The organism is Roseomonas sp. 18066 (genome assembly GCF_902706185.1).
Lineage (GTDB): Bacteria > Pseudomonadota > Alphaproteobacteria > Acetobacterales > Acetobacteraceae > Pseudoroseomonas.
Window position 1 is genome coordinate 1 of the sequence record NZ_CACSJM010000125.1, and the last position, 19109, is coordinate 19109.

The window sequence follows — 19109 nt, forward strand, 5'->3', positions numbered from 1 at the left end:
GGTCCGGGGGAACTCAGTTCCCCCGGCGGGGTCCAGGGGCAGCGCCCCTGGCCTTCCCTCAGGCCCCCGCCACCATCAGCCCATCCACCCGCAGCGTCGGCGCATCCGTCCCCCGCCGGAACCGCAGGTCGCCCGCCGCGCGCAGCCCCAGGAACATGTCCTTCAGGTTGCCGGCGATGGTGATGCCCGACACCGCCTCGGCCAGCTGGCCGTTGCGGATCATGAAGCCGGCGGCGCCGCGGCTGTAGTCGCCGGTGACGCCGTTGACGCCCATGCCGATCATCTCGGTGACATAGATGCCGTCGTCGATATCGGCCATCAGCGCCGCGGCCGTGCCCTGGCCGCCCTCGAGCCACAGGTTGGTCGTGGCCGGCGCCGGGGGGCCGGAGATGCTGCGGCTGGCATGGCCGGTGGAGGCCAGGCCGAGCTGCCGCGCGCTGCGCCAGTCCAGCACCCAGCTGGCCAGGATGCCGTCCTCGACGAGGGCGAGCGGCGCGCCGGGCATGCCCTCGCCATCGAAGGGGCGGGAGCGCAGCCCGCGCACCCGCAGCGGGTCGTCGCGCAGCGACAGGCCGGCGGGCAGCACCCGCGTCCCCATCCGGTCGCGCAGGAAGGAAGTGCCGCGCGCCACCGCAGCGCCGTTCAGCGCCGAGGCCAGGTGGCCGATCAGCGAGCCGGCGACCCGCGGGTCGAAGATGATGTCGCGCTTGCCGGTCTTCGGCTTGGCCGGGTTCAGCCGGCCCAGCGCCCGCTCGGCGGCATTGCGGCCGAGGCCGGCGGGGTCTTCCAGATCGGCCAGGTGGACGGTGCTGGAATGGTCGTAGTCGCGCTCCATGCCCGTGCCGCTGCCGGCCAGGGCGGTGACCGAGGTCGCATGCCCGGTGCGGGCATAGTCGCCGGCGAAGCCGTTGGAGCTGACGATGGCGATGCCGGTGCGCGAGTAGCTGGCATCCGCCCCTTCGCTGTTGGTGATGCCAGGCACCGCCAGCGCGGCTTCCTCGGCCAGCCGGGCGCGGGCGATCAGCGCATCGGCATCGGGCTCCGCGTCATCGGCCAGGTCGAGGTCGCGCACCACCAGCGGGCGGTATTCGCCCAAACCGCCAAAACTGTCCTCCGGCACGGCGCGGGCCATGGCGACGGCCCGCTCGGCCAGCGCCTGGAAGCCGCGCGGATCGGCGTCGGTGGCCGAGACGATGGCCTGCTGCCGCCCGACCAGCACGCGCAGCCCGAGGTCCAGCCCCTCCGACCGCTCGAGCTGCTCGATCTTGCCGAGGCGCCACTGCACCGCCAGCGAGGTGCCGCTGATCAGCAGCGCATCGGCGGCCTCCGCCCCCGCGGCACGCGCCGCGGCGACGAGGGTTTCGAGCCGCTCCAGCCGGTTCATGCGGCCAGCTTCTCCACGATGCTGGGCAGGCCCGGCACCTTGCCGGCCGGGCCCAGCGCCGCCAGCGTCGGGCGCGAGCGGAAGATGGCGGCGGCGGCCGCCTGCACCTGCTCGACCGTCACCGCGGCGATCTTGGCCTTGGTCTCCTCGACCGGGATGATACGGCCATGGACCTGGATCTGCCGGGCCAGCTGCTCGCAGCGGCTGCCGGTCGATTCCAGCGACATCAGCACCGAGGCGCGCAGCTGCGCCTTGGCCCGGGCCAGCTCGTCCTCGGTGACGTCGTGCTGGACGCGCTTCAGCTCCTCCAGCGCCACGGGGACCAGCTCGGCCGCCTGGTCCTCGCCGGTGCCGGCGTAGATGGCGAACAGCCCGTTGTCGCGGAACAGCTGGGCGAAGGAATAGATCGAATAGACCAGGCCCCGCTTCTCGCGGATCTCCTGGAACAGCCGCGACGACATGCCGCCGCCCAGCAGCGTCGACAGCAGCATGGTCGGGTAGTGCATCGGCGTGGCGACCGCCGCCGCCTCGAAGCCGAGCACGACATGCACCTGGTCGAGCTCACGCTCCTCGCGGAACTCGCCGCCGCCATAGCGGGCGACCTCGGCCGGGCTCGGCGCCACCAGCGGCAGGTCGGCGAAATGCTGGCCGACCAGGCTGACCAGCTTGTCATGCTCCAGCGCGCCGGCGGCGGCCACCACCATGCGGCTCGGCCCGTAATGGCGGCGCATGTATTCGGTCAGCACCTCGCGCCCCATGCCGCTGACGCTGGCCTCGGTGCCCAGCGTCGGGCGGCCCATCGGCTGGTCAGGATAGGCGGTGGCCTGGAAATGGTCGAAGACGATGTCGTCCGGCGTGTCGTTGGCCTGGCCGATCTCCTGCAGGATCACGCCGCGCTCGCGCTCCATCTCCTCGGGGATGAAGGTGGAATGCGTCAGGATGTCGCCGATGATGTCGGCGGCCAGCGGCATGTCCTCCTTCAGCACCTTGGCGTAGTAGGCGGTCTGCTCCCGCGCCGTGTAGGCGTTCAGGTGGCCGCCGACATTCTCCATGTCGCGCGCGATGGCCGAGGCGTCCCGCTTGGTCGTGCCCTTGAAGGCCATGTGCTCCAGGAAGTGGGAGGCGCCGTTCTCGGAGGCCGATTCGTCGCGGGTGCCGGCATGGACATAGGCACCGATGGAGACGGTCTCGACCCGCGGCATGGCCTCGGAGACGATGGTCAATCCATTGGGAAGGCGCGTCAGCCGCACCGCATCAGACATGGTTCAGAATTCCCTGGGGCACGCCCGGCAGGTTGGGCGCGAAGCTGTCGTTGGGCAACAATGTAAGGGCTATGGACGCGCTTCGCGACCCCGTTGCCGGCCATTGCCGTCAGGGCAGCCCTGCCCTCTGCCCGGGGGCGATGGCGCGGGCGCGCCTTGGGCCGCCGCCCCCGGCACCCCATCTACAGGAAGGACGGGACCGTCAGAGGGGAAATGCCATGCGCGTCATCCGCCGCGCGGCCGCCATGGCCGCGCTGTCGCTGGGACTGGGCCTGGTGGGCCTGGTGCCCGGCGCCGAGGCCAAGGGCCCGCGCCGCGAGCCGCATGCCCAGAGCCAGCGCCAGCACCACGCCGCGCCGCGCATCCAGCGCGGCAGGGCCTCCTTCTACGCCAGCCGCTTCCACGGGCGGCGCATGGCCAATGGCCGCCGCTTCAACCGCGACGCCGCCGTCGCCGCCAGCCGCACCCTGCCGCTGGGCACCGTCGCCCGGGTGAAGAACCTGGAGAACGGCCGCACCGCGGTGGTGACCATCGAGGATCGCGGGCCGCATCTGCGCAGCCGCGTCATCGACCTCAGCCCCGGCACCGCGGCACAGCTCGGGATGCTGCGGCAGGGGGTGGCGATGGTGGAGGTGACGCCGATCCGGGTTCCGGACCAGCCGGGGTAGCAGGACGCGAGGCCAGGGGAAGCAATTCCCCTGGATTTTTCCGCCGGTCGGCCGTTCGGCGGCCAGTGCTTCGACGGCACCGCCACCCTGGCGTCGCGGCGGGACGCAACGGCGCCCCCTTGAAGGCCGCGCTGCCACGGGGCCGGTTCCCGCGCCGTCTCCGCGTGGACACGGCAGTCCGGCAGAAAAATTTCTCATCCGTTGCGACAGTGTGTCGGACCCGGTACCCTCTGGCCTTCGCGCATCGGCCGGAGGTCTATCCTGAGCCCGAAGTTTCCCGCCCGGCCGCTCGCGGCCCCGGCGCTGGCTCGCCGCGGCCTGCTGCTGGCCGCCAGCGGCCTGGCCCTGTCCAGCTGCGTGCGCGCCCGGGCCCAGGACCAGCAGATGCCGGAGGTGCTGCGCGCCATGACCGGGCTGGGCGAGATCGCCCGCGCCCGCGGCATCAGCTTCGGCGCCGCCATGCTGACCCATCTGATGGCGCGCGACCCCGCCTATGAGGCCGCCTTCGCCGCCGAGGCCGCGGTCATCGTGCCGGAATGGGAAGGCAAGTTCGCCGCCCTGCAGCCGGAGGAAGGCAAGTTCGACACCTCGCTGCTCGACGCGCAGCTGCGCTGGGCGCAGCAGCGGGGGCGGACGGTGCGCGGCCATGCGCTGGTTTGGCATGAAAGCCTGCCGGCCTGGGCGGAGCAGGCGCTGACCGAGGGGCGCCCGCGCGCGCTGGGCGTGATGACGGCGCATTTCGACCGGGTGCTGAACCATGCGCGGGCCCAGATCCGCGACTGGGACGTGGTGAACGAGCCGATCGCCACCGCCGGCGACCAGCTGCGCGACACGCCCTGGCTGCGGGCGCTGGGGCCGGAATACATCGACATCGCGCTCAGGATGGCGCGGGAGCGCGATCCGACGCTGCGCATCGTCCTCAACGAATACGGCTTCGAGGAAGACGTGCCGGAGGCGCTGCTGAAGCGGCAGCAGCTGCTGGCCCTGCTGCGCGGCCTGCTGGAGCGGAAGGTGCCGCTCGATGCGCTGGGCATCCAGGGCCACCTGCACATGTCGCGGCCGTTCAACGCGGCCTCCTTCGCCGGCTTCCTGGCCGAGGTGCGCGCGCTCGGGCTGCAGGTGCTGATCACCGAGCTCGACATCCGCGAGACCTGGGACGCGCCGCAGGACATCGCCGCGCGCGACGCGCTGATCGCCGAGCGGACCTATGCCTTCGTCTCCACCGCGCTGGAGGGCGGCGCCCGCACCGTGCTCAGCTGGGGCCTGACCGACAAGTATTCCTGGCTGGCCAATACCCAGGCGGTGGCCATGGGCCAGGGCCGGGTGCATCGTGGCCTGCCGCTGGACGACAACTGGCAGCGCAAGCCGATGTGGGCGGCGCTGGCCCGGGCCTTCCGCGGCGGCGACTGAAGGGGTCGACTGAAGGGGGGGCGACAGCGGGGCGCATCCGGTGTTTGCTCCGGCGGCGTGAACAAATGCCTGCTGGAGCCGTGATGGACCTCGCCTCTCTCGAAACGCCCGTGCCCGTGGTCGACCTCGATGTGGTCGAGGCCAACCTGAAGCGCATGCAGGATTATTGCGACCAGCACGGCCTGGCGCTGCGGCCGCACATCAAGACGCACAAGATCCCGGCTTTGGCGCAGCGGCAGGTCGAGCTCGGCGCGCAGGGCATCACCTGCCAGAAGCTGGGCGAGGCCGAGGTCATGGTCGATGCCGGCCTGACCGATATCTTTATCAGCTACCCGCTGATGGGCGAGGCGAAGGCCGCCCGCCTGGCGGCATTGGCGCCGCGGGCGAAGATGCGGGTGGCGATCGACAACCCGATCGCCCTGGCCACCGCCGCCAGCGCCGCGCGGCAGTCGGGCGCCGAGATCGGCGTGGTCATCGAGTTCGACAGCGGCGCGGCGCGCACCGGCGTCACCTCGGTCGACGCCATGCTGGAGCTGGCGGAGGCGGTGCGCGCCACGCCCGGGCTGCGGCTCGACGGGCTGATGACCTATCCGCTGAGCAAGGCCAGCGCCGATTTCCTGGAAGTCGCCCTGCCGCAGCTGGCCTCGCGCGGCATCGCCGCGCCGGTGCTGACCGGCGGCGGCACGCCCAATGCCTTCCACGCGCATGAGACGGCGCCGATCAACGAGCTGCGGGTCGGCACCTATATCTACAACGACCGGATGATGGTCGCCGCCGGCCATGCCGGCTGGGCCGATTGCGCGCTGCACCTGCATGTCACGGTGATCAGCCGGCCGACCGGGGACCGCGCGGTGATCGATGGCGGCAGCAAGACCTTCGCCGCCGACATCATGCCGGCGGGGGTGCAGGAGGGGTACGGCTACTTCCCCGACTACCCCGAGGCCAAGCTCGAGCGGCTGAGCGAGGAGCACGGCATGGTCGACCTGTCCGCCTGCGCGAGGAAGCCGGTGCTGGGCGAGCGGCTGCGCGTGGTGCCGAACCATGTCTGCCCGGTGAGCAACCTGCATGACCGCATCGCGCTGGTGCGCGGCGGGGTGTTCCAGGGTTTCGTCGAGGTCGCCGCGCGCGGCCGGACTGTCTGAGGGGAAGTGACGATGAGCGAATCCGAAGCGCGCCTGGCGGCGCTGGGCCATACCCTGCCGGTGGTGGGCAAGCCGCTGTTCAACTACGTGCCGTTCAAGCGGGCGGGCGAGATCGCCTTCCTCTCCGGCCAGGTGCCGCGCTTTGCCGATGGCAGCCTGGTCACCGGCAAGGTGGGCGAGGCGCTGACGCTGGAGGAGGGCCAGAAGGCTGCCGTGATCTGCGGGCTGCATCTGCTGGCGGTGGCCAAGGCGGCGGCGGGCTCGCTGGAGAAGGTGGAGTTCCTGAAGCTGTTCGGCATGGTCTATGCCACGCCCGACTTCGGCGCCCAGCCCAAGGTGATCGATGCCTGTTCCGAGCTGCTGGTGCAGGTCCTGGGCGAGCGCGGCCGCCACGCCCGCTCGGCCATCGGCATGGGCTCGCTGCCCTCCAACGTGCCGGTGGAGATCGAGGCGGTGATTCGCATCCTGGATTGATGCGGGGGTCCCGGGGGAGCTCAGCTCCCCCGGCCGGGTCCAGGGGCGGCGCCCCTGGCCTTCAGATGCGCATCGAGAAAGCGCATCACCGCCTCATAGACCGCCCGCCGGTTATGCCGCTTGGTGAAGCCATGGCCTTCATCGGCGAAGGTCAGGTACTGCACGGCGATTCGCTTGGCCTGCAGCGCCTCGACGATCTGCTCGCTTTCCGAGGGCGGCACGCGCGGGTCGGTCAGGCCCTGCGCCACCAGCAGCGGGCAGCGGATGCGCGCCGCCTGGTGCAGCGGCGACAGCCGGCGCAGCAGCGCGGCATCCCGCACCGGATGCCCGTATTCCGCCGCGCGATGGTCGATGCGCCAGGGCCCGGTGTTGCGGAAGAAGCTGTGCCAGTTGGCGATGCCGTAGAAATCGATGCCGCAGGCCCAGAGCTCCGGATATTCCGTGGTCGCGGCCAGCACCATCCAGCCGCCATAGCTCTGCCCCATGATGCCGATGCGGGTGCCGTCGACATCCGGCTGCTCGCCCAGCCAGGCATGGGCGGCGGCCAGGTCGGCGACGCTGTCCAGCCGCTTCTCGCGGTCGTCGAGCGCGGCATAGCCGGTGCCATAGCCGGTGGAGCCGCGGACATTGGGCACCAGCACGCCGATGCCCTGGGCCAGGATCGCCTGCAGGTCGGGGCGCCAGTTGGGCAGGGCCTGCATCGCCGGGCCGCCATGCACCCAGACCAGCATCGGCCAGCCCTCGCGCGGGACCGGGCCGTCGGGCAGGGCCAGGAAGGTCGGCACGCGGCGGCCGTCGAAGCTGGGGAAGGCCAGCGTCCGCCAGTGGCGCAGCCCTTCCGGCGGCGTGGCGCCGTGGACCAGCAGGGCCGCGGCACCGTCCAGCCCGGCCGCATAGAGCGAGGAGGGCGCGCTGAACCGCGCCAGGTCGAAGACGACCTTCTGCCCGTCCGGTGACCAGGAGAGCCTGGTGATGACGCCTGCCGGGTGCCCGGGCTCGGCGATGACGGCGCCGGCCGCGTCGAGCAGGCGCAGGCGGGAATAGCCGCCCTCGTTCACCACCACGGCCAGATGGCGCTGGTCCGGCGACGGCTCCAGCTTCTCCACATCGGCTTCCGGCGCGTAGAGCAGCGCCGGCGCGCCACCCTCCCGCAGGAAGGCCACCGCCAGGAACGCGCGGCCGCGATCGGTGAGCAGCCAGAAGCCGCCGCCATCGGCCCTGGCGCGCGGGTTCAGATGGCGGGCATCGCCATCATGCGGGGTCAGCTCGGTCACCGCGCCGCCGGACAGGGCGACCCGCAGCAGCGTCGCCTCGAAGGTGCGCGGGGCGGTGGCCAGCAGCAGCGCGGCGCCATCCGCGCTCCAGCCCTGCAGCTCGTGCGGGCCCTGGCGCTCGGCGACGCAGCGGGCCTCGCCGGTGGCGAGCTCGATCACCCAGGCGTCGCTATGCGCCGGGTCGCGGCGATTGGCGGTGAAGGCGATGCGCGCCCCGTCCGGCGACACCGCCCCCCAGTCATGGATGGTGCGCGGATCGGCGGTCAGCGGCCGCGCCTCGCCCTCCGGCGGCAGGTGGTAGAGCTGGTGCCGCTCGTCGCCGGCGCCGTCGCGGCCGAAGATGGCGCCGCCATCCGGCAGGCCGGCGACGAAGGACACCGCATCGGCATGCGCGGTGCGCTGCCGCGGCGCGCTGGCGCCCGCCGCGAGCTCCCAGACCTGGGCCGAGCCGCCGCTGTCCTGCAGGAAGTACAGCCGTCCATCGCCGGCATGGGACGGCAGGCTGGCGGCCGGGGTGGCGAGCAGGCGCTCAAGCAGCGAGGGGGCGTTCATGGACGAAAGCCTGGACCCGAAATGCCTGCCCGCCAAGCGGCGGACGCCATGGCCAGCGGGCCGCGACCGGACTAGTCTGCGCCCCCCATGCGCTATGTCTCGACCCGGGGCCAGGCCCCAGCCCGCGATTTCGAAGGCGTCCTCCTGGCCGGTCTGGCCGAGGATGGCGGCCTGTTCATGCCAGAGGCCTGGCCGGAGCTCTCGGCGGCCGAATGGCGCGCCCTGCGCGGCCGGCCCTATGCCGAGGTGGCGGCCCATCTGATGGCCCGCTTCACCGGCGAGTCGCTGCCCGAGGCCAAGCTGCTGGAGCTGGCGCACCGCGCCTATGCCGGCTTCGGCAGCGCGGCCACGGCGCCGCTGGTGCAGCTGGAGCCGCAGCTCTTCGCGCTGGAGCTGTTCCATGGGCCCACGCTCGCCTTCAAGGACATGGCGATGCAGATGCTCGGGCAGCTGTTCGACCATGTGCTGGCCAAGCGCGGCGAGCGGGTGACCATCGTCGGCGCGACCTCGGGCGATACCGGCTCGGCCGCCATCGAGGCCTGCCGCGACCGCGCCGCCATCGATGTCGTCATCCTGCACCCCGAAGGCCGCACCAGCGCGGTGCAGCGCCGGCAGATGACCACGGTGCTGTCGCCCAATATCCACAACATCGCCGTCCAGGGCAGCTTCGACGACTGCCAGGACCTGGTGAAGGCGATGTTCACCGATGCGCCGTTCCGCACGGAGATGCAGCTCTCGGCGGTGAACTCGATCAACTGGGCGCGCATCGCGGCGCAGGTGCCCTACTACGCCTATGCCGCGCTGGCGCTGGGCGCCCCCGACCGCCCCGTGGCGGTGGCCGTGCCCACCGGCAATTTCGGCAATGTCCTGGCCGCCTGGGTCGCCCGCCGCATGGGCCTGCCGATCGAGCGGCTGATCATCGGCGCCAACCGCAACGACATCATGACGCGCTTCCTGTCCGGCAACGACATGTCGATGCAGGCGGTGGCGCCGTCGCTGTCGCCCAGCATGGACATCCAGGTCTCTTCCAATTTCGAGCGCCTGCTGTTCGAGCTGCTCGGCCGCGACGCCGCCGCCACCGCCAGCACCATGCAGCGCTTCCGCGCCGAAGGGCGCATGCCGGTGCCCGACGCCGCCTGGCAGCAGGCCACCCGGCTGATCCAGGGCTTCACCCTGAGCGACGAGGGCACGCTGGAGGAAATCCGCCGCCTGCACCGCGATTGCGGGTATCTCGCCGACCCGCATACCGCCATCGGCATCGCCGCCGGCCGCGCCCACCTGCCCGAGGACAAGGGTATCCCGGTGATCGTGGCCGCGACGGCGCATCCGGCGAAATTCCCGGACGCGGTGGAAAAAGCCACCGGCTTCCGCCCGCCGCTGCCGGCGCGGATGGCCGACCTCTATGACCGCGAGGAACGCTTCTCGGTGCTGCCGAACGACCTGGGGCAGATCGAGGCGGCCGTGCGTGGGCATGTGCGGCGGAACGTCTGAAAGACAGGGAAGGCTGGGGGAATGAATTCCCCCAGGCCCCCTTCTTTTTTCTGCGGTGACTGCCGTGTCCAGGTGGAGACGGCGCGTGACACGGCCAATGGACAGAAAAAAGATGGGGTCCAGGGGAATTCATTCCCCTGGCCTGCCTCTACCCCTGCCCTGACAACGAAAAAGCCCCGGACCTTCCGGCCCGGGGCTCAATCGATCCATCCCGAAGGCGGGATCAGGCGGCTTCCGCGGCCTGCTCCATCTCACGGGCGGCGAGCAGCCGGTCCATGGCGGCTTCGCGTTCCTCGGGCGTCGCGGAGGCGGCGGCGGCCTCGTAGTCGGCCTCGGCCTGCTTCACCCGCGCCTGGGCGTCGCCGCGCGACAGCTCGGCCAGCGGCGTGGCTTCGTCCGCCAGCACCGTCACCCGGGTCGGCGTGATTTCCGCGAAGCCGCCCATGACGAACAGCTTCTCGGTGATCGCGCCGTTTTCCTGCACGCGGATGACGCCGCCCTTGAGGGCCACGATCATCGGCGCCATGCCGGGCAGCACGCCCATCTCGCCTTCCGCCGCCGGGATGATCGCCATCTCGACGGGGCGGGAGAGGAGCAGCTTCTCCGGGCTTACCAGCTCAAGGTCGAAGGTCGCCATGGGTCAGCTCCCTATCGATCCTCAGGCCGCGGCCTTGAGGCCTTCGGCCTTCTTCACCGCGTCCTCGATGGTGCCGACCATGTAGAAGGCGGCTTCCGGCAGGTGGTCGTACTCGCCCTTGCAGATGGCGGCGAACGACCGGACGGTGTCCTCGATCTTGACGAAGACGCCCGGGGAGCCGGTGAAGACCTCGGCGACGTGGAAGGGCTGGCTGAGGAAGCGCTGGATCTTGCGCGCGCGCGCCACGACCAGCTTGTCGTCCTCGGACAGCTCGTCCATGCCCAGGATGGCAATGATGTCCTGCAGCGACTTGTAGGTCTGCAGGATGCGCTGCACCTCGCGGGCGGTGTTGTAGTGCTCGTCGCCCAGGATCCGCGGGTCCATCGCACGGCTGGTGGAGTCCAGCGGGTCGACGGCCGGGAAGATGGCCTGCTCGGCGATCGAGCGCGACAGCACCGTGGTCGCGTCCAGGTGGGCGAAGGAGGCGGCGGGCGCCGGGTCGGTCAGATCGTCCGCGGGCACGTAGATGGCCTGGACCGAGGTGATCGAGCCCTTCTTCGTCGAGGTGATCCGCTCCTGCAGCGCGCCCATGTCGGTGGCCAGCGTCGGCTGGTAACCCACGGCGGACGGGATGCGGCCCAGCAGCGCCGAAACCTCGGCGCCGGCCTGCGTGAACCGGAAGATGTTGTCGATGAAGAACAGCACGTCCTGGCCCTGCTCATCGCGGAAGTATTCCGCCATGGACAGGCCCGAGAGGGCGACGCGGGCGCGCGCGCCCGGCGGCTCGTTCATCTGGCCATAGACCAGGGCCACCTTGGAACCCTCGGTGGAGCCGTTCTCGCCCAGCTTGATGACGCCGGCATCGATCATCTCGTGATAGAGATCGTTGCCCTCGCGGGTCCGCTCGCCGACGCCGGCGAAGACGGAGACGCCGCCATGGCCCTTGGCGATGTTGTTGATCAGTTCCTGGATGGTGACGGTCTTGCCGACGCCGGCGCCGCCGAACAGGCCGATCTTGCCGCCCTTCAGGTAGGGGCACATCAGGTCGACGACCTTGATGCCCGTGACCAGGATCTCGGCCGAGGTCGCCTGGTCCTCGAAGGAGGGGGCCTGGCGGTGGATGGTGTAGCTCTTGTCGGCCTTCACCGGGCCCCGCTCGTCGATCGGCTCGCCGATGACGTTCAGGATGCGGCCCAGCGTGCCTTCGCCGACGGGGACCGAGATGCCGGCCCCGGTGTCGACCACCTCGGACCCACGGACCAGACCGTCGGTCGTGTCCATGGCGATGGTGCGGACGGTCCGCTCGCCGAGGTGCTGCGCGACTTCCAGCACCAGGGTGCGGCCGCCGATCATCACCTTCAGCGCGTTCTGCATGCGCGGCAGTTCAGCGGGGAACTGCACGTCCACGACAGCGCCGAGGACCTGCGTGACCTTGCCAACGTTGTTCTTCATGGCTGTGCTCATTCCCCTCAGAGGGCTTCCGCACCCGAGATGATCTCGATCAGCTCGCGGGTGATGTTCGCCTGACGCGTACGGTTGTAGGTCAGGGTCAGCTTGTTGATCATGTCGCCGGCGTTGCGGGTCGCGTTGTCCATCGCGTTCATCCGCGCGCCATGCTCGCCGGCAGCGCTTTCGAGGATCGCGCGATAGATCTGGATCGCGAGGTTCTTCGGCAGCAGCTGCGCCAGGATGGTCGCTTCGTCCGGCTCGTATTCGTACCAGGCCTGGGCTTCCCCGGCGGCCTCGCCCGACGCCGCCGGCACCGCCGCCGCTTCCGGCAGCTCGGCCGGGATCAGCTGCTGGTCGGTCGGGATCTGCAGGATGACGCTACGGAAGCGGTTGTAGATCAGCGTGCAGACGTCGAACTCGCCGGCCTCGAGCATGCCGGTCAGGCGCAGCGCGATGGCGTTCGCATCCTCGAAGCCGACGCGCTTCTTGCCCTGGAAGGTGATCTCGCCGGCCATGCGGCTGGCGAATTCACGCTTCAGGTAGGTCGCGCCCTTGCGGCCGACCGTCAGGACCTTGACGGTCTTGCCGGCGGCTTCGAGCTTGCGGATGTGGGCGCGCGCATGGCGCCCCACATTGGTGTTGAAGGGCCCGGCCAGACCGCGATCGGCGGTCACCACGACCAGCAGGTGGACCTGGTCGGCGCCGGTGCCGACCAGCAGCTTCGGCGCGTCAGGGTTGCCGGCCACCGCCTGGCCGAGGGAGGCGAGCATGCGCGCCATCCGCTCGGCATAGGGGCGTGCCGCTTCCGCCTGGGACTGGGCGCGGCGGAGCTTCGCCGCCGCGACCATCTTCATCGCCTGGGTGATCTTCCGGGTCGACTTGACGCTGTTGATGCGCCCCCGGAGCTCCTTCAGGTTGGCCATGGATTACTCCCCCGAGCCTGCCTTCAGGCCGCGAAGGACTTGGCGAAGCCGTCCATGAAGGACACCAGCTTGGCCTCGTTCTCCTTGGTGATCTCCTTCTTGTCGCGGATGCTCTCGGCGATCTCCGGCGCGTTGGCGCGGATCGACGACAGCAGCTGCGCCTCGAAGGCACCGACCTTGTTCACCGGCACCTTGTCCAGGTAGCCGCGAACGCCGGCGAAGAGCGAGATCACCTGCTCCTCGATCGAGACCGGCTTGAACTGGGGCTGCTTCAGCAGCTCCGTCAGGCGCGCGCCACGGGCCAGCAGCGCCTGGGTCGAGGCGTCGAGGTCGGAGGCGAACTGGGCGAAGGCCGCCATCTCGCGGTACTGCGCCAGCTCCAGCTTGATCTTGCCGGCGACCTGCTTCATCGCCTTGACCTGGGCAGCGGAGCCGACGCGGGAGACCGAGAGGCCGACGTTCACCGCAGGGCGGATGCCCTTGAAGAACAGCTCGGTCTCCAGGAAGATCTGGCCGTCGGTGATCGAGATCACGTTGGTCGGAATGTAGGCGGAAACGTCGCCCGCCTGCGTCTCGATGACCGGCAGCGCGGTCAGCGAGCCGAGGCCGGCGGCCTCGCCCATCTTCGCCGCGCGCTCGAGCAGGCGGGAATGCAGGTAGAAGACGTCGCCCGGATAGGCTTCGCGGCCCGGCGGGCGGCGCAGCAGCAGCGACATCTGGCGATAGGCGACCGCCTGCTTCGACAGATCGTCGTAGAAGATGACGGCGTGGCGGCCGCTGTCGCGGAAGAACTCGCCCATGGCGCAGCCGGTATAGGGCGCCAGGAACTGCATCGGCGCCGGGTCGGACGCGGTGGCGGCGACGACGATCGAATACTCGAGCGCGCCGTTCTCTTCCAGGGTGCGGACCAGCTGGGCGACCGTCGAGCGCTTCTGACCCACTGCGACGTAGATGCAGTAGAGCTTCTTGCTCTCGTCGTCGCCGGCGTTGATCGCCTTCTGGTTCAGGATGGTGTCGATGATGACAGCCGTCTTGCCCGTCTGGCGGTCGCCGATGACCAGCTCGCGCTGGCCGCGGCCGATCGGGATCAGGGCGTCGATCGCCTTGATGCCGGTCTGCATCGGCTCGTGCACCGACTTGCGCGGGATGATGCCCGGCGCCTTCACCTCGACCTGGGTGCTGGTCACGTCGACCAGCGGGCCCTTGCCGTCGATCGGATTGCCGAGACCGTCGACCACGCGGCCGAGCAGACCCTTGCCGACCGGCACCGAGACGATGTCGCCGGTGCGCGAGACGCTGTCACCCTCGCGGATGCCGCTGTCGTCACCGAAGATGACGACGCCGACATTGTCGGTCTCGAGGTTCAGCGCCATGCCCTTGAGGCCGGCGGAGGGAAACTCCACCAGCTCGCCGGCCATGACATTCTGCAGGCCGTAGACGCGGGCAATGCCGTCACCCACGGTCAGGACGGTGCCGACTTCGGCAACATTCGCTTCGGCGTCGAAGCCGGCGATCTGCTGCTTCAGGATCTCCGAGATCTCGGCGGGACGGATTTCCATCAGGCGGCCCCCTTCATGGCGTACTGCAGACGCTGCAGCTTGGACTGGATCGAGCTGTCGTAGAGGCGGGACCCGAGGCGCACGACCAGGCCACCCAGCAGGGTGGGATCGAGGCGCTCGACCAGCTTCACGTTGGAATAGCCGGCCTCGGTCAGGCGCGCCGCGAGCTGCGTGCGCTGGACGTCGGTCAGCGGATGGGCGGTGGTGACCTCGGCGGTCTGCTGGCCACGCTGTTCCGCCAGCAGCACGCCGAAGGCGCTGAGCACCTGCGGCAGCGTCGACAGACGGCGGTTGGCGATCAGCACGCCGACCAGGTTCCGGACATCGCCGGAAACCCCGGCGCGCTCCAGCACGGCGAAGGCGCCGCGCCTTTGCGCCACGCTGTCCAGCCGCGGGTCGTGGATGAAGGCGGCGAAGGCCGCGTCCCGGGCGACAAGCACAGCGAGCTTATCCAGCTCGGCAGCGACGGTGTCGACCGCCTTCTTGTCCTTCGCCAGCTCCAGCAAGGCCAACGCGTAGCGCTGGGCAAGGCCGGAGGGGTGGGTCGCGTTCGGCGAGACGTTGGTCGCTTCGGAGGCCACGGAGGATCCCGTTCTCTTGCTTTCCCGGCGTCCTGCCGCGCGCGCGACCGACTCGACGGTCTGGCGGCGGATGGACATGATTTCGACGCGAGCGGACGAGGCCCGCTGCGGCGGCCCGGCATTAACACAGGGGATTGCTTGGCGGCAACGGGGGCGGCGGCGGATTCGTTACCGCTCTTTCACCGGATGGGCACATTTCGTTGCCCGGACCCCGATTTGGGCCAGCGCCTGATCTCGGGCGCCCGCCCGCGCTTTCAACACCCGGCCCCGAGAAATCGCCAGGCGCTACCCGGGCCGCGCCACGCCGCCGCGGAAAACAGCGACTTACAAAAAGCTGACCGGGTCCACATCGACCTGGACGCGGACCGAGGCCGGAATATGCACCCGCGCCAGCCATTCGCGCAGCAGCGGCTGCACGGCGATGTCGCGCCGCGCCTTCAGCAGCAGCCGCCGCCGGTGCTTCCCCCGCAGCAGCGCCAGGGGGGCGGGCGCGGGCCCCAGCACCTGCACCCCCTCCCCCTCCGGCCCGGTCAGGCCCAGATCGCGCGCCACCCGGTCGGCCTCGCGCTCGTCATCGGCGCTGACGATCAGCGCGGCCAGGCGCCCGAAAGGTGGCCAGTGGCCGGGGCGGCGGCTTTCCGCCTCGGCCGCCATGAAGGCGTCCAGGTCGCCGCCGACCAGCGCCTCCAGCACCGGGTGCTCGGGGCTCCAGCTCTGCAGCAGCACCCGGCCCGGCGCCTCGGCGCGGCCCGCACGCCCCGCCACCTGGTGCAGCAGCTGCACGGTGCGCTCGGCCGCCCGCAGGTCGCCGCCGGCCAGGCCCAGATCGGCATCGACCACGCCGACCAGGGTCAGGTGCGGGAAATGCCAGCCCTTGGCGACGATCTGCGTGCCGATGATCAGGTCGACCTCGCGCGCCTCGATGGCCCGCGCCGCCTCCGCCGCGGCGGCGGGGCCGGCGATGGTGTCGGAGGCCATGACCAGCCGGCGGGCGTCGGGGAACAGCAGCGCCGCCTCCTCCTGCACCCGCTCCACGCCCGGGCCGAGCGGGGTCAGGCTCGATTCGGCGGCGCATTCCGGGCAGTTCTGCGGGATCGGCTCGGCATGGCCGCAATGGTGGCATTGCAGGCAGCGGCGCACCCGGTGCTCGACCAGCCAGGCGCTGCAATTGGGGCAGCGCATGCGGTGGCCGCAGCTGCGGCACAGCGTCAGGGGGGCATAGCCGCGGCGGTTGAGGAACAGCATGGCCTGCTGCCCGGCCGCCAGCGTCGCCTGCACGGCGTCGACCAGCGGCGGGCTGAGGAAGCGGCCGCGCTCCGGCGGCGTCGCCCGCTGGTCGATGATGCTGACCGCCGGCATCGAGGCGCCGCCATGCCGCACCGGCAGGTGCAGGGCGGCGTAGCGGCCGCTCTCGGCATTGTTCAGCGTCTCCAGGCTGGGCGTCGCCGAGACCAGCACGCAGGCCGCCTGGGCCAGGCGGGCGCGCACCACCGCCATGTCGCGGGCGTGGTAGACCACGCCCTCCTCCTGCTTGAAGGCGGTCTCGTGCTCCTCGTCGACGACGATCAGGCCGAGATCCGGATAGGGCAGGAACAGCGCCGAGCGGGCGCCGACCAGCACCTGGATGCGGCCCTCGGCCAGGGCCCGCCAGGTGTCGCGCCGCCGCCGGGCGCCGAGCTCCGAATGCCACAGCGCGGGGGGGACGCCGAAGCGGCGCTCGAAACGCTCCAGCCACTGGGTCGACAGCGCGATCTCCGGCAGCAGCACCAGCGCCTGCCGTCCCATGGAAAGGCATTCGGCCACCGCGTCCAGATAGACCTCGGTCTTGCCGGAGCCGGTGACGCCGGTCAGCAGCGTCACCCCGAAGCGATGCGCCGCCGTCGCCGCGCGCAGCGCCTGGGCCGCGCCCTGCTGCTCGCCGCCCAGCACCGGTCCCGGGCGGCTCAGATCGGGGGCGGGGAAGGCCTCGCCGGCCGGCATCAGCGCCGATTCGAGCAGCCCGGCCTCCGCCATGCCGCGCACCACGCCGGACGAGACCCCGGCCTCGGCGGCCAGCGCCGAGCCCGACTGGACGTCGCCCGGCTCGATCGCGTCCAGCACCCGGCGCCGGGTTTCTGTCAGCCTCCCCTCGCCCCGCTTGGCGCGCTGCCCGGCGGCGGAGAGGCGCCAGCCGGCCTTGGATGCCGGCGGCTCCAGCGCCGAGGGCGCGCTCATCGCCATGCGCAGCACGGCACCCGGCGGATGCAGCGTGTAGGCGGCGACCCAGTCGACGAATTTGCGCAGGCTCGCCGTCATCGGCGGCACGTCCAGGACCTCCCGGATGTCGCGCAGCTTCTTCTCCGGCAGGTCCGGGTCGGCCTCGCCGTCCCAGACCACGCCGATCATGCTGCGCCCGGCCAGCGGCACCTCGACGAAGCTGCCGGCCACCGGCGGCGCCGGCCAGCCGGCGGGCACGCGGTAGTCATAGGCGCCGGCGAGCGGCAGGGGCAGCAGGACACGCAGACGGGCCATGCCGCAGTTGTCGGGCGGCGCGGCCTTTCGTTCAACACCCTCTCTCCGCTAGAAGGGGGGCCTCGCAGGTCATCGTCACGGCGCCCGCGCCGTGCCGCCGCAGGGGAATCCCGACATGAAGTTCTTCGTCGACACCGCCGAGGTGTCCGAAATCCGCGCGCTTGCCGAGCTCGGCATGGTCGATGGCGTCACCACCAACCCGTCGCTGATCGCCAAGTCCGGCCGCAACATGGCCGAGGTCATCGCCGAGATCTGCACCGTGACCACGGGCCATGTCTCGGCCGAGGTCACCGCCACCGACTATGAGGGCATGCTGGCCGAGGGCCGCTTCCTGCGCGGCATCGCCGAGAATGTCTGCGTCAAGGTGCCGCTGACCGAGGCCGGGCTGCGCACCTGCCGCGCCCTGTCCGACGAAGGCACCCCGGTCAACGTGACCCTGTGCTTCTCGCCGGTGCAGGCGCTGCTGGCCGCCAAGGCCGGCGCCACCTACATCTCGCCCTTCGTCGGCCGGCTCGACGACCTGGCGCAGGACGGCATGCAGCTGATCGCCGACATCGTGCAGATCTACGGCAATTATCCGAACCTGAAGACCGAGGTGCTGGTCGCCTCGATCCGCCACCCGCTGCACATGGCCCAGGCCGCCAAGATCGGCGCCGATGTCGCCACCCTGCCGCCGGCGGTGATCCGCCAGCTGATCAAGCACCCGCTGACCGATCGTGGCCTGGAAGCCTTCCTGGCCGATTGGAAGAAGACGGGGCAGAGCATCCTCTGATAGGAACGGGACCGGGGCGGATTTCTCGCCCCGGCCACTTTTTTCTGGAAGAGATCGTGATGGACGGCGACACGGTTGCCGCCTGGCTGCGCGAGCACCCCGATTTCCTGGCCGGGCAGCCGGAGCTGTACCGGATGCTCAGCCCGCCCCGCCGCATCCATGGCGAGGGGCTGGCCGACCACATGGCCGCGATGCTGGCCGCCGAGCGCGCCGCCTCCCGCGACCTGGCCGACACCGCGCGCGAGAGCGATGGCTTCGCCGCCCGCACCCGCGCCGCCGTCCTGGCCCTGATCCCCAGCCACGACCCGGCCGAGACCGTCCGCCAGGAATGGCCCGACCTGCTGGGCCTGGCGCATTGCGCCATCGCCGACGAAGGCACCCCGGCCCACCACCGCCTGACCCTGCCGCCCGGCAGCGTCGCCAGCCTGCTGCCCGCCGGGCGCGAGGCCCTGCTGCGCACCGCGCCGACCGAGCTGGCGCTCCTCCACGCCGAGGCCGCCCCCCTGGTCTGCTGCGACGCCCTGGCCCTGCTGCCGCTGCCCGGCCCCCCGGCGCTGCTGGTGCTGGGCGCCCGGCTGGCGCGCGACCTGCCGGCGCGCGGCGCCACGCCGCATCTGCAATTCCTGGCCCACGCTTTGGCCGCGGCGCTGGCCCGATGACCGCGCCGCGCCTGACCGGCATCGCCGCCCGCCAGCTGTGGCTCGACTGGCTGGAGCGCGAGCGCCGCGCCAGCCGCCACACTTTGTCCGCCTATGGCGCCGACCTGGCCGATTTCCTGGGCTTCCTGACCCGGCATCTCGGCGCCGAGCCCGACCTCGACGCGCTGCAGGCGCTGCGCCCGGCCGATCTGCGCAGCTTCCTGGCCGAGCGCGCCACCCGCGACGGCGTCGGCAACGCCACCCGCGCCCGGCAGCTGGCGGCGATCCGCGGCTTCCTGCGCTTTCTCGCGCGCCACCACGGGCTGCAGCCGCTGGCGCTCGCCGGGCTGCGCGGCCCCAAGGCTGTCTCTTATACACGTCT

General features: G+C 71.2%; 17 protein-coding genes. 8 read left to right on the top strand and 9 right to left on the bottom strand.

Translation table 11 applies throughout. The features are described from left to right. Positions 1-58: 58 nt before the first annotated feature. Positions 59-1384: a TldD/PmbA family protein gene (locus tag GVN67_RS21770; RefSeq protein WP_159999436.1), complete on the bottom strand. Its 1326-nt coding sequence runs from the start codon at positions 1382-1384 to the stop codon at positions 59-61. After that, positions 1381-2646, bottom strand: a complete 1266-nt coding sequence (locus tag GVN67_RS21775) for a pitrilysin family protein (RefSeq protein ID WP_159999437.1) — start codon at positions 2644-2646, stop codon at positions 1381-1383. The genes GVN67_RS21770 and GVN67_RS21775 overlap by 4 nt, the downstream gene beginning before the upstream one ends. Before the next feature lie 218 nt (positions 2647-2864). Here GVN67_RS21775 and GVN67_RS21780 point away from each other — a divergent pair, with 218 nt between their 5' ends. The 4 genes from GVN67_RS21780 (at position 2865) to GVN67_RS21795 (ending at position 6340) form a co-directional block, all read left to right on the top strand. Beyond that, entirely contained in the window at positions 2865-3314 is a 450-nt protein-coding gene (locus GVN67_RS21780; RefSeq protein ID WP_159999438.1) for a septal ring lytic transglycosylase RlpA family protein, read from the top strand. Positions 3315-3698: 384 nt separating this feature from the next. Then, positions 3699-4724: an endo-1,4-beta-xylanase gene (locus GVN67_RS21785; protein ID WP_159999439.1), complete on the top strand. Its 1026-nt coding sequence runs from the start codon at positions 3699-3701 to the stop codon at positions 4722-4724. A gap of 83 nt (positions 4725-4807) precedes the next feature. Further along, positions 4808-5866, top strand: a complete 1059-nt coding sequence (locus GVN67_RS21790) for an alanine racemase (protein ID WP_159999440.1) — start codon at positions 4808-4810, stop codon at positions 5864-5866. A gap of 12 nt (positions 5867-5878) precedes the next feature. After that, on the top strand, positions 5879-6340 hold the full coding sequence (locus GVN67_RS21795; RefSeq protein ID WP_159999441.1) for a RidA family protein: 462 nt from the start codon (positions 5879-5881) through the stop codon (positions 6338-6340). Between the two features lie 20 nt (positions 6341-6360). On the opposite strand, the gene GVN67_RS21800 is transcribed toward GVN67_RS21795, so the two are convergent. After that, positions 6361-8166 carry a prolyl oligopeptidase family serine peptidase gene (locus tag GVN67_RS21800; RefSeq protein ID WP_159999442.1) on the bottom strand — a complete coding sequence of 602 codons (1806 nt, stop codon included), beginning with the start codon at positions 8164-8166 and terminating at the stop codon, positions 6361-6363. Between the two features lie 87 nt (positions 8167-8253). Between GVN67_RS21800 and thrC the strand changes: the two genes are divergently transcribed. Next, a complete protein-coding gene (thrC, locus tag GVN67_RS21805) occupies positions 8254-9657 on the top strand; it encodes a threonine synthase (protein WP_159999443.1) in 1404 nt (467 codons plus the stop codon). 223 nt (positions 9658-9880) lie between these two features. On the opposite strand, the gene atpC is transcribed toward thrC, so the two are convergent. The 6 genes from atpC to GVN67_RS21835 form a co-directional block, all read right to left on the bottom strand. Beyond that, positions 9881-10294, bottom strand: a complete 414-nt coding sequence (gene atpC / locus GVN67_RS21810) for an ATP synthase F1 subunit epsilon (protein WP_159999444.1) — start codon at positions 10292-10294, stop codon at positions 9881-9883. Positions 10295-10315: 21 nt separating this feature from the next. Further along, positions 10316-11746: a F0F1 ATP synthase subunit beta gene (gene atpD / locus GVN67_RS21815; RefSeq protein ID WP_235035416.1), complete on the bottom strand. Its 1431-nt coding sequence runs from the start codon at positions 11744-11746 to the stop codon at positions 10316-10318. Positions 11747-11763: 17 nt separating this feature from the next. Then, positions 11764-12666 carry a F0F1 ATP synthase subunit gamma gene (locus tag GVN67_RS21820; RefSeq protein ID WP_159999446.1) on the bottom strand — a complete coding sequence of 301 codons (903 nt, stop codon included), beginning with the start codon at positions 12664-12666 and terminating at the stop codon, positions 11764-11766. 23 nt (positions 12667-12689) lie between these two features. Further along, a complete protein-coding gene (gene atpA, locus GVN67_RS21825) occupies positions 12690-14225 on the bottom strand; it encodes a F0F1 ATP synthase subunit alpha (RefSeq protein ID WP_159999447.1) in 1536 nt (511 codons plus the stop codon). Beyond that, positions 14225-14806, bottom strand: coding sequence for a F0F1 ATP synthase subunit delta (locus GVN67_RS21830; RefSeq protein WP_235035417.1), 582 nt, complete (start codon positions 14804-14806; stop codon positions 14225-14227). Before GVN67_RS21830 ends, atpA begins: the two co-directional genes overlap by 1 nt. A 324-nt stretch (positions 14807-15130) precedes the next feature. Further along, on the bottom strand, positions 15131-17317 hold the full coding sequence (locus tag GVN67_RS21835) for a primosomal protein N' (RefSeq protein WP_159999449.1): 2187 nt from the start codon (positions 17315-17317) through the stop codon (positions 15131-15133). A 115-nt stretch (positions 17318-17432) separates the two neighbouring features. Here GVN67_RS21835 and fsa point away from each other — a divergent pair, with 115 nt between their 5' ends. The 3 genes from fsa to GVN67_RS21850 form a co-directional block, all read left to right on the top strand. Further along, positions 17433-18089: a fructose-6-phosphate aldolase gene (gene fsa / locus GVN67_RS21840; RefSeq protein WP_159999450.1), complete on the top strand. Its 657-nt coding sequence runs from the start codon at positions 17433-17435 to the stop codon at positions 18087-18089. A gap of 59 nt (positions 18090-18148) precedes the next feature. Next, positions 18149-18748, top strand: a complete 600-nt coding sequence (locus GVN67_RS21845) for a hypothetical protein (RefSeq protein ID WP_159999451.1) — start codon at positions 18149-18151, stop codon at positions 18746-18748. Next, the coding region (locus tag GVN67_RS21850) for a site-specific integrase (protein ID WP_159999452.1) at positions 18745-19109 on the top strand (365 nt) is incomplete at its 3' end. The genes GVN67_RS21845 and GVN67_RS21850, both read left to right, overlap by 4 nt.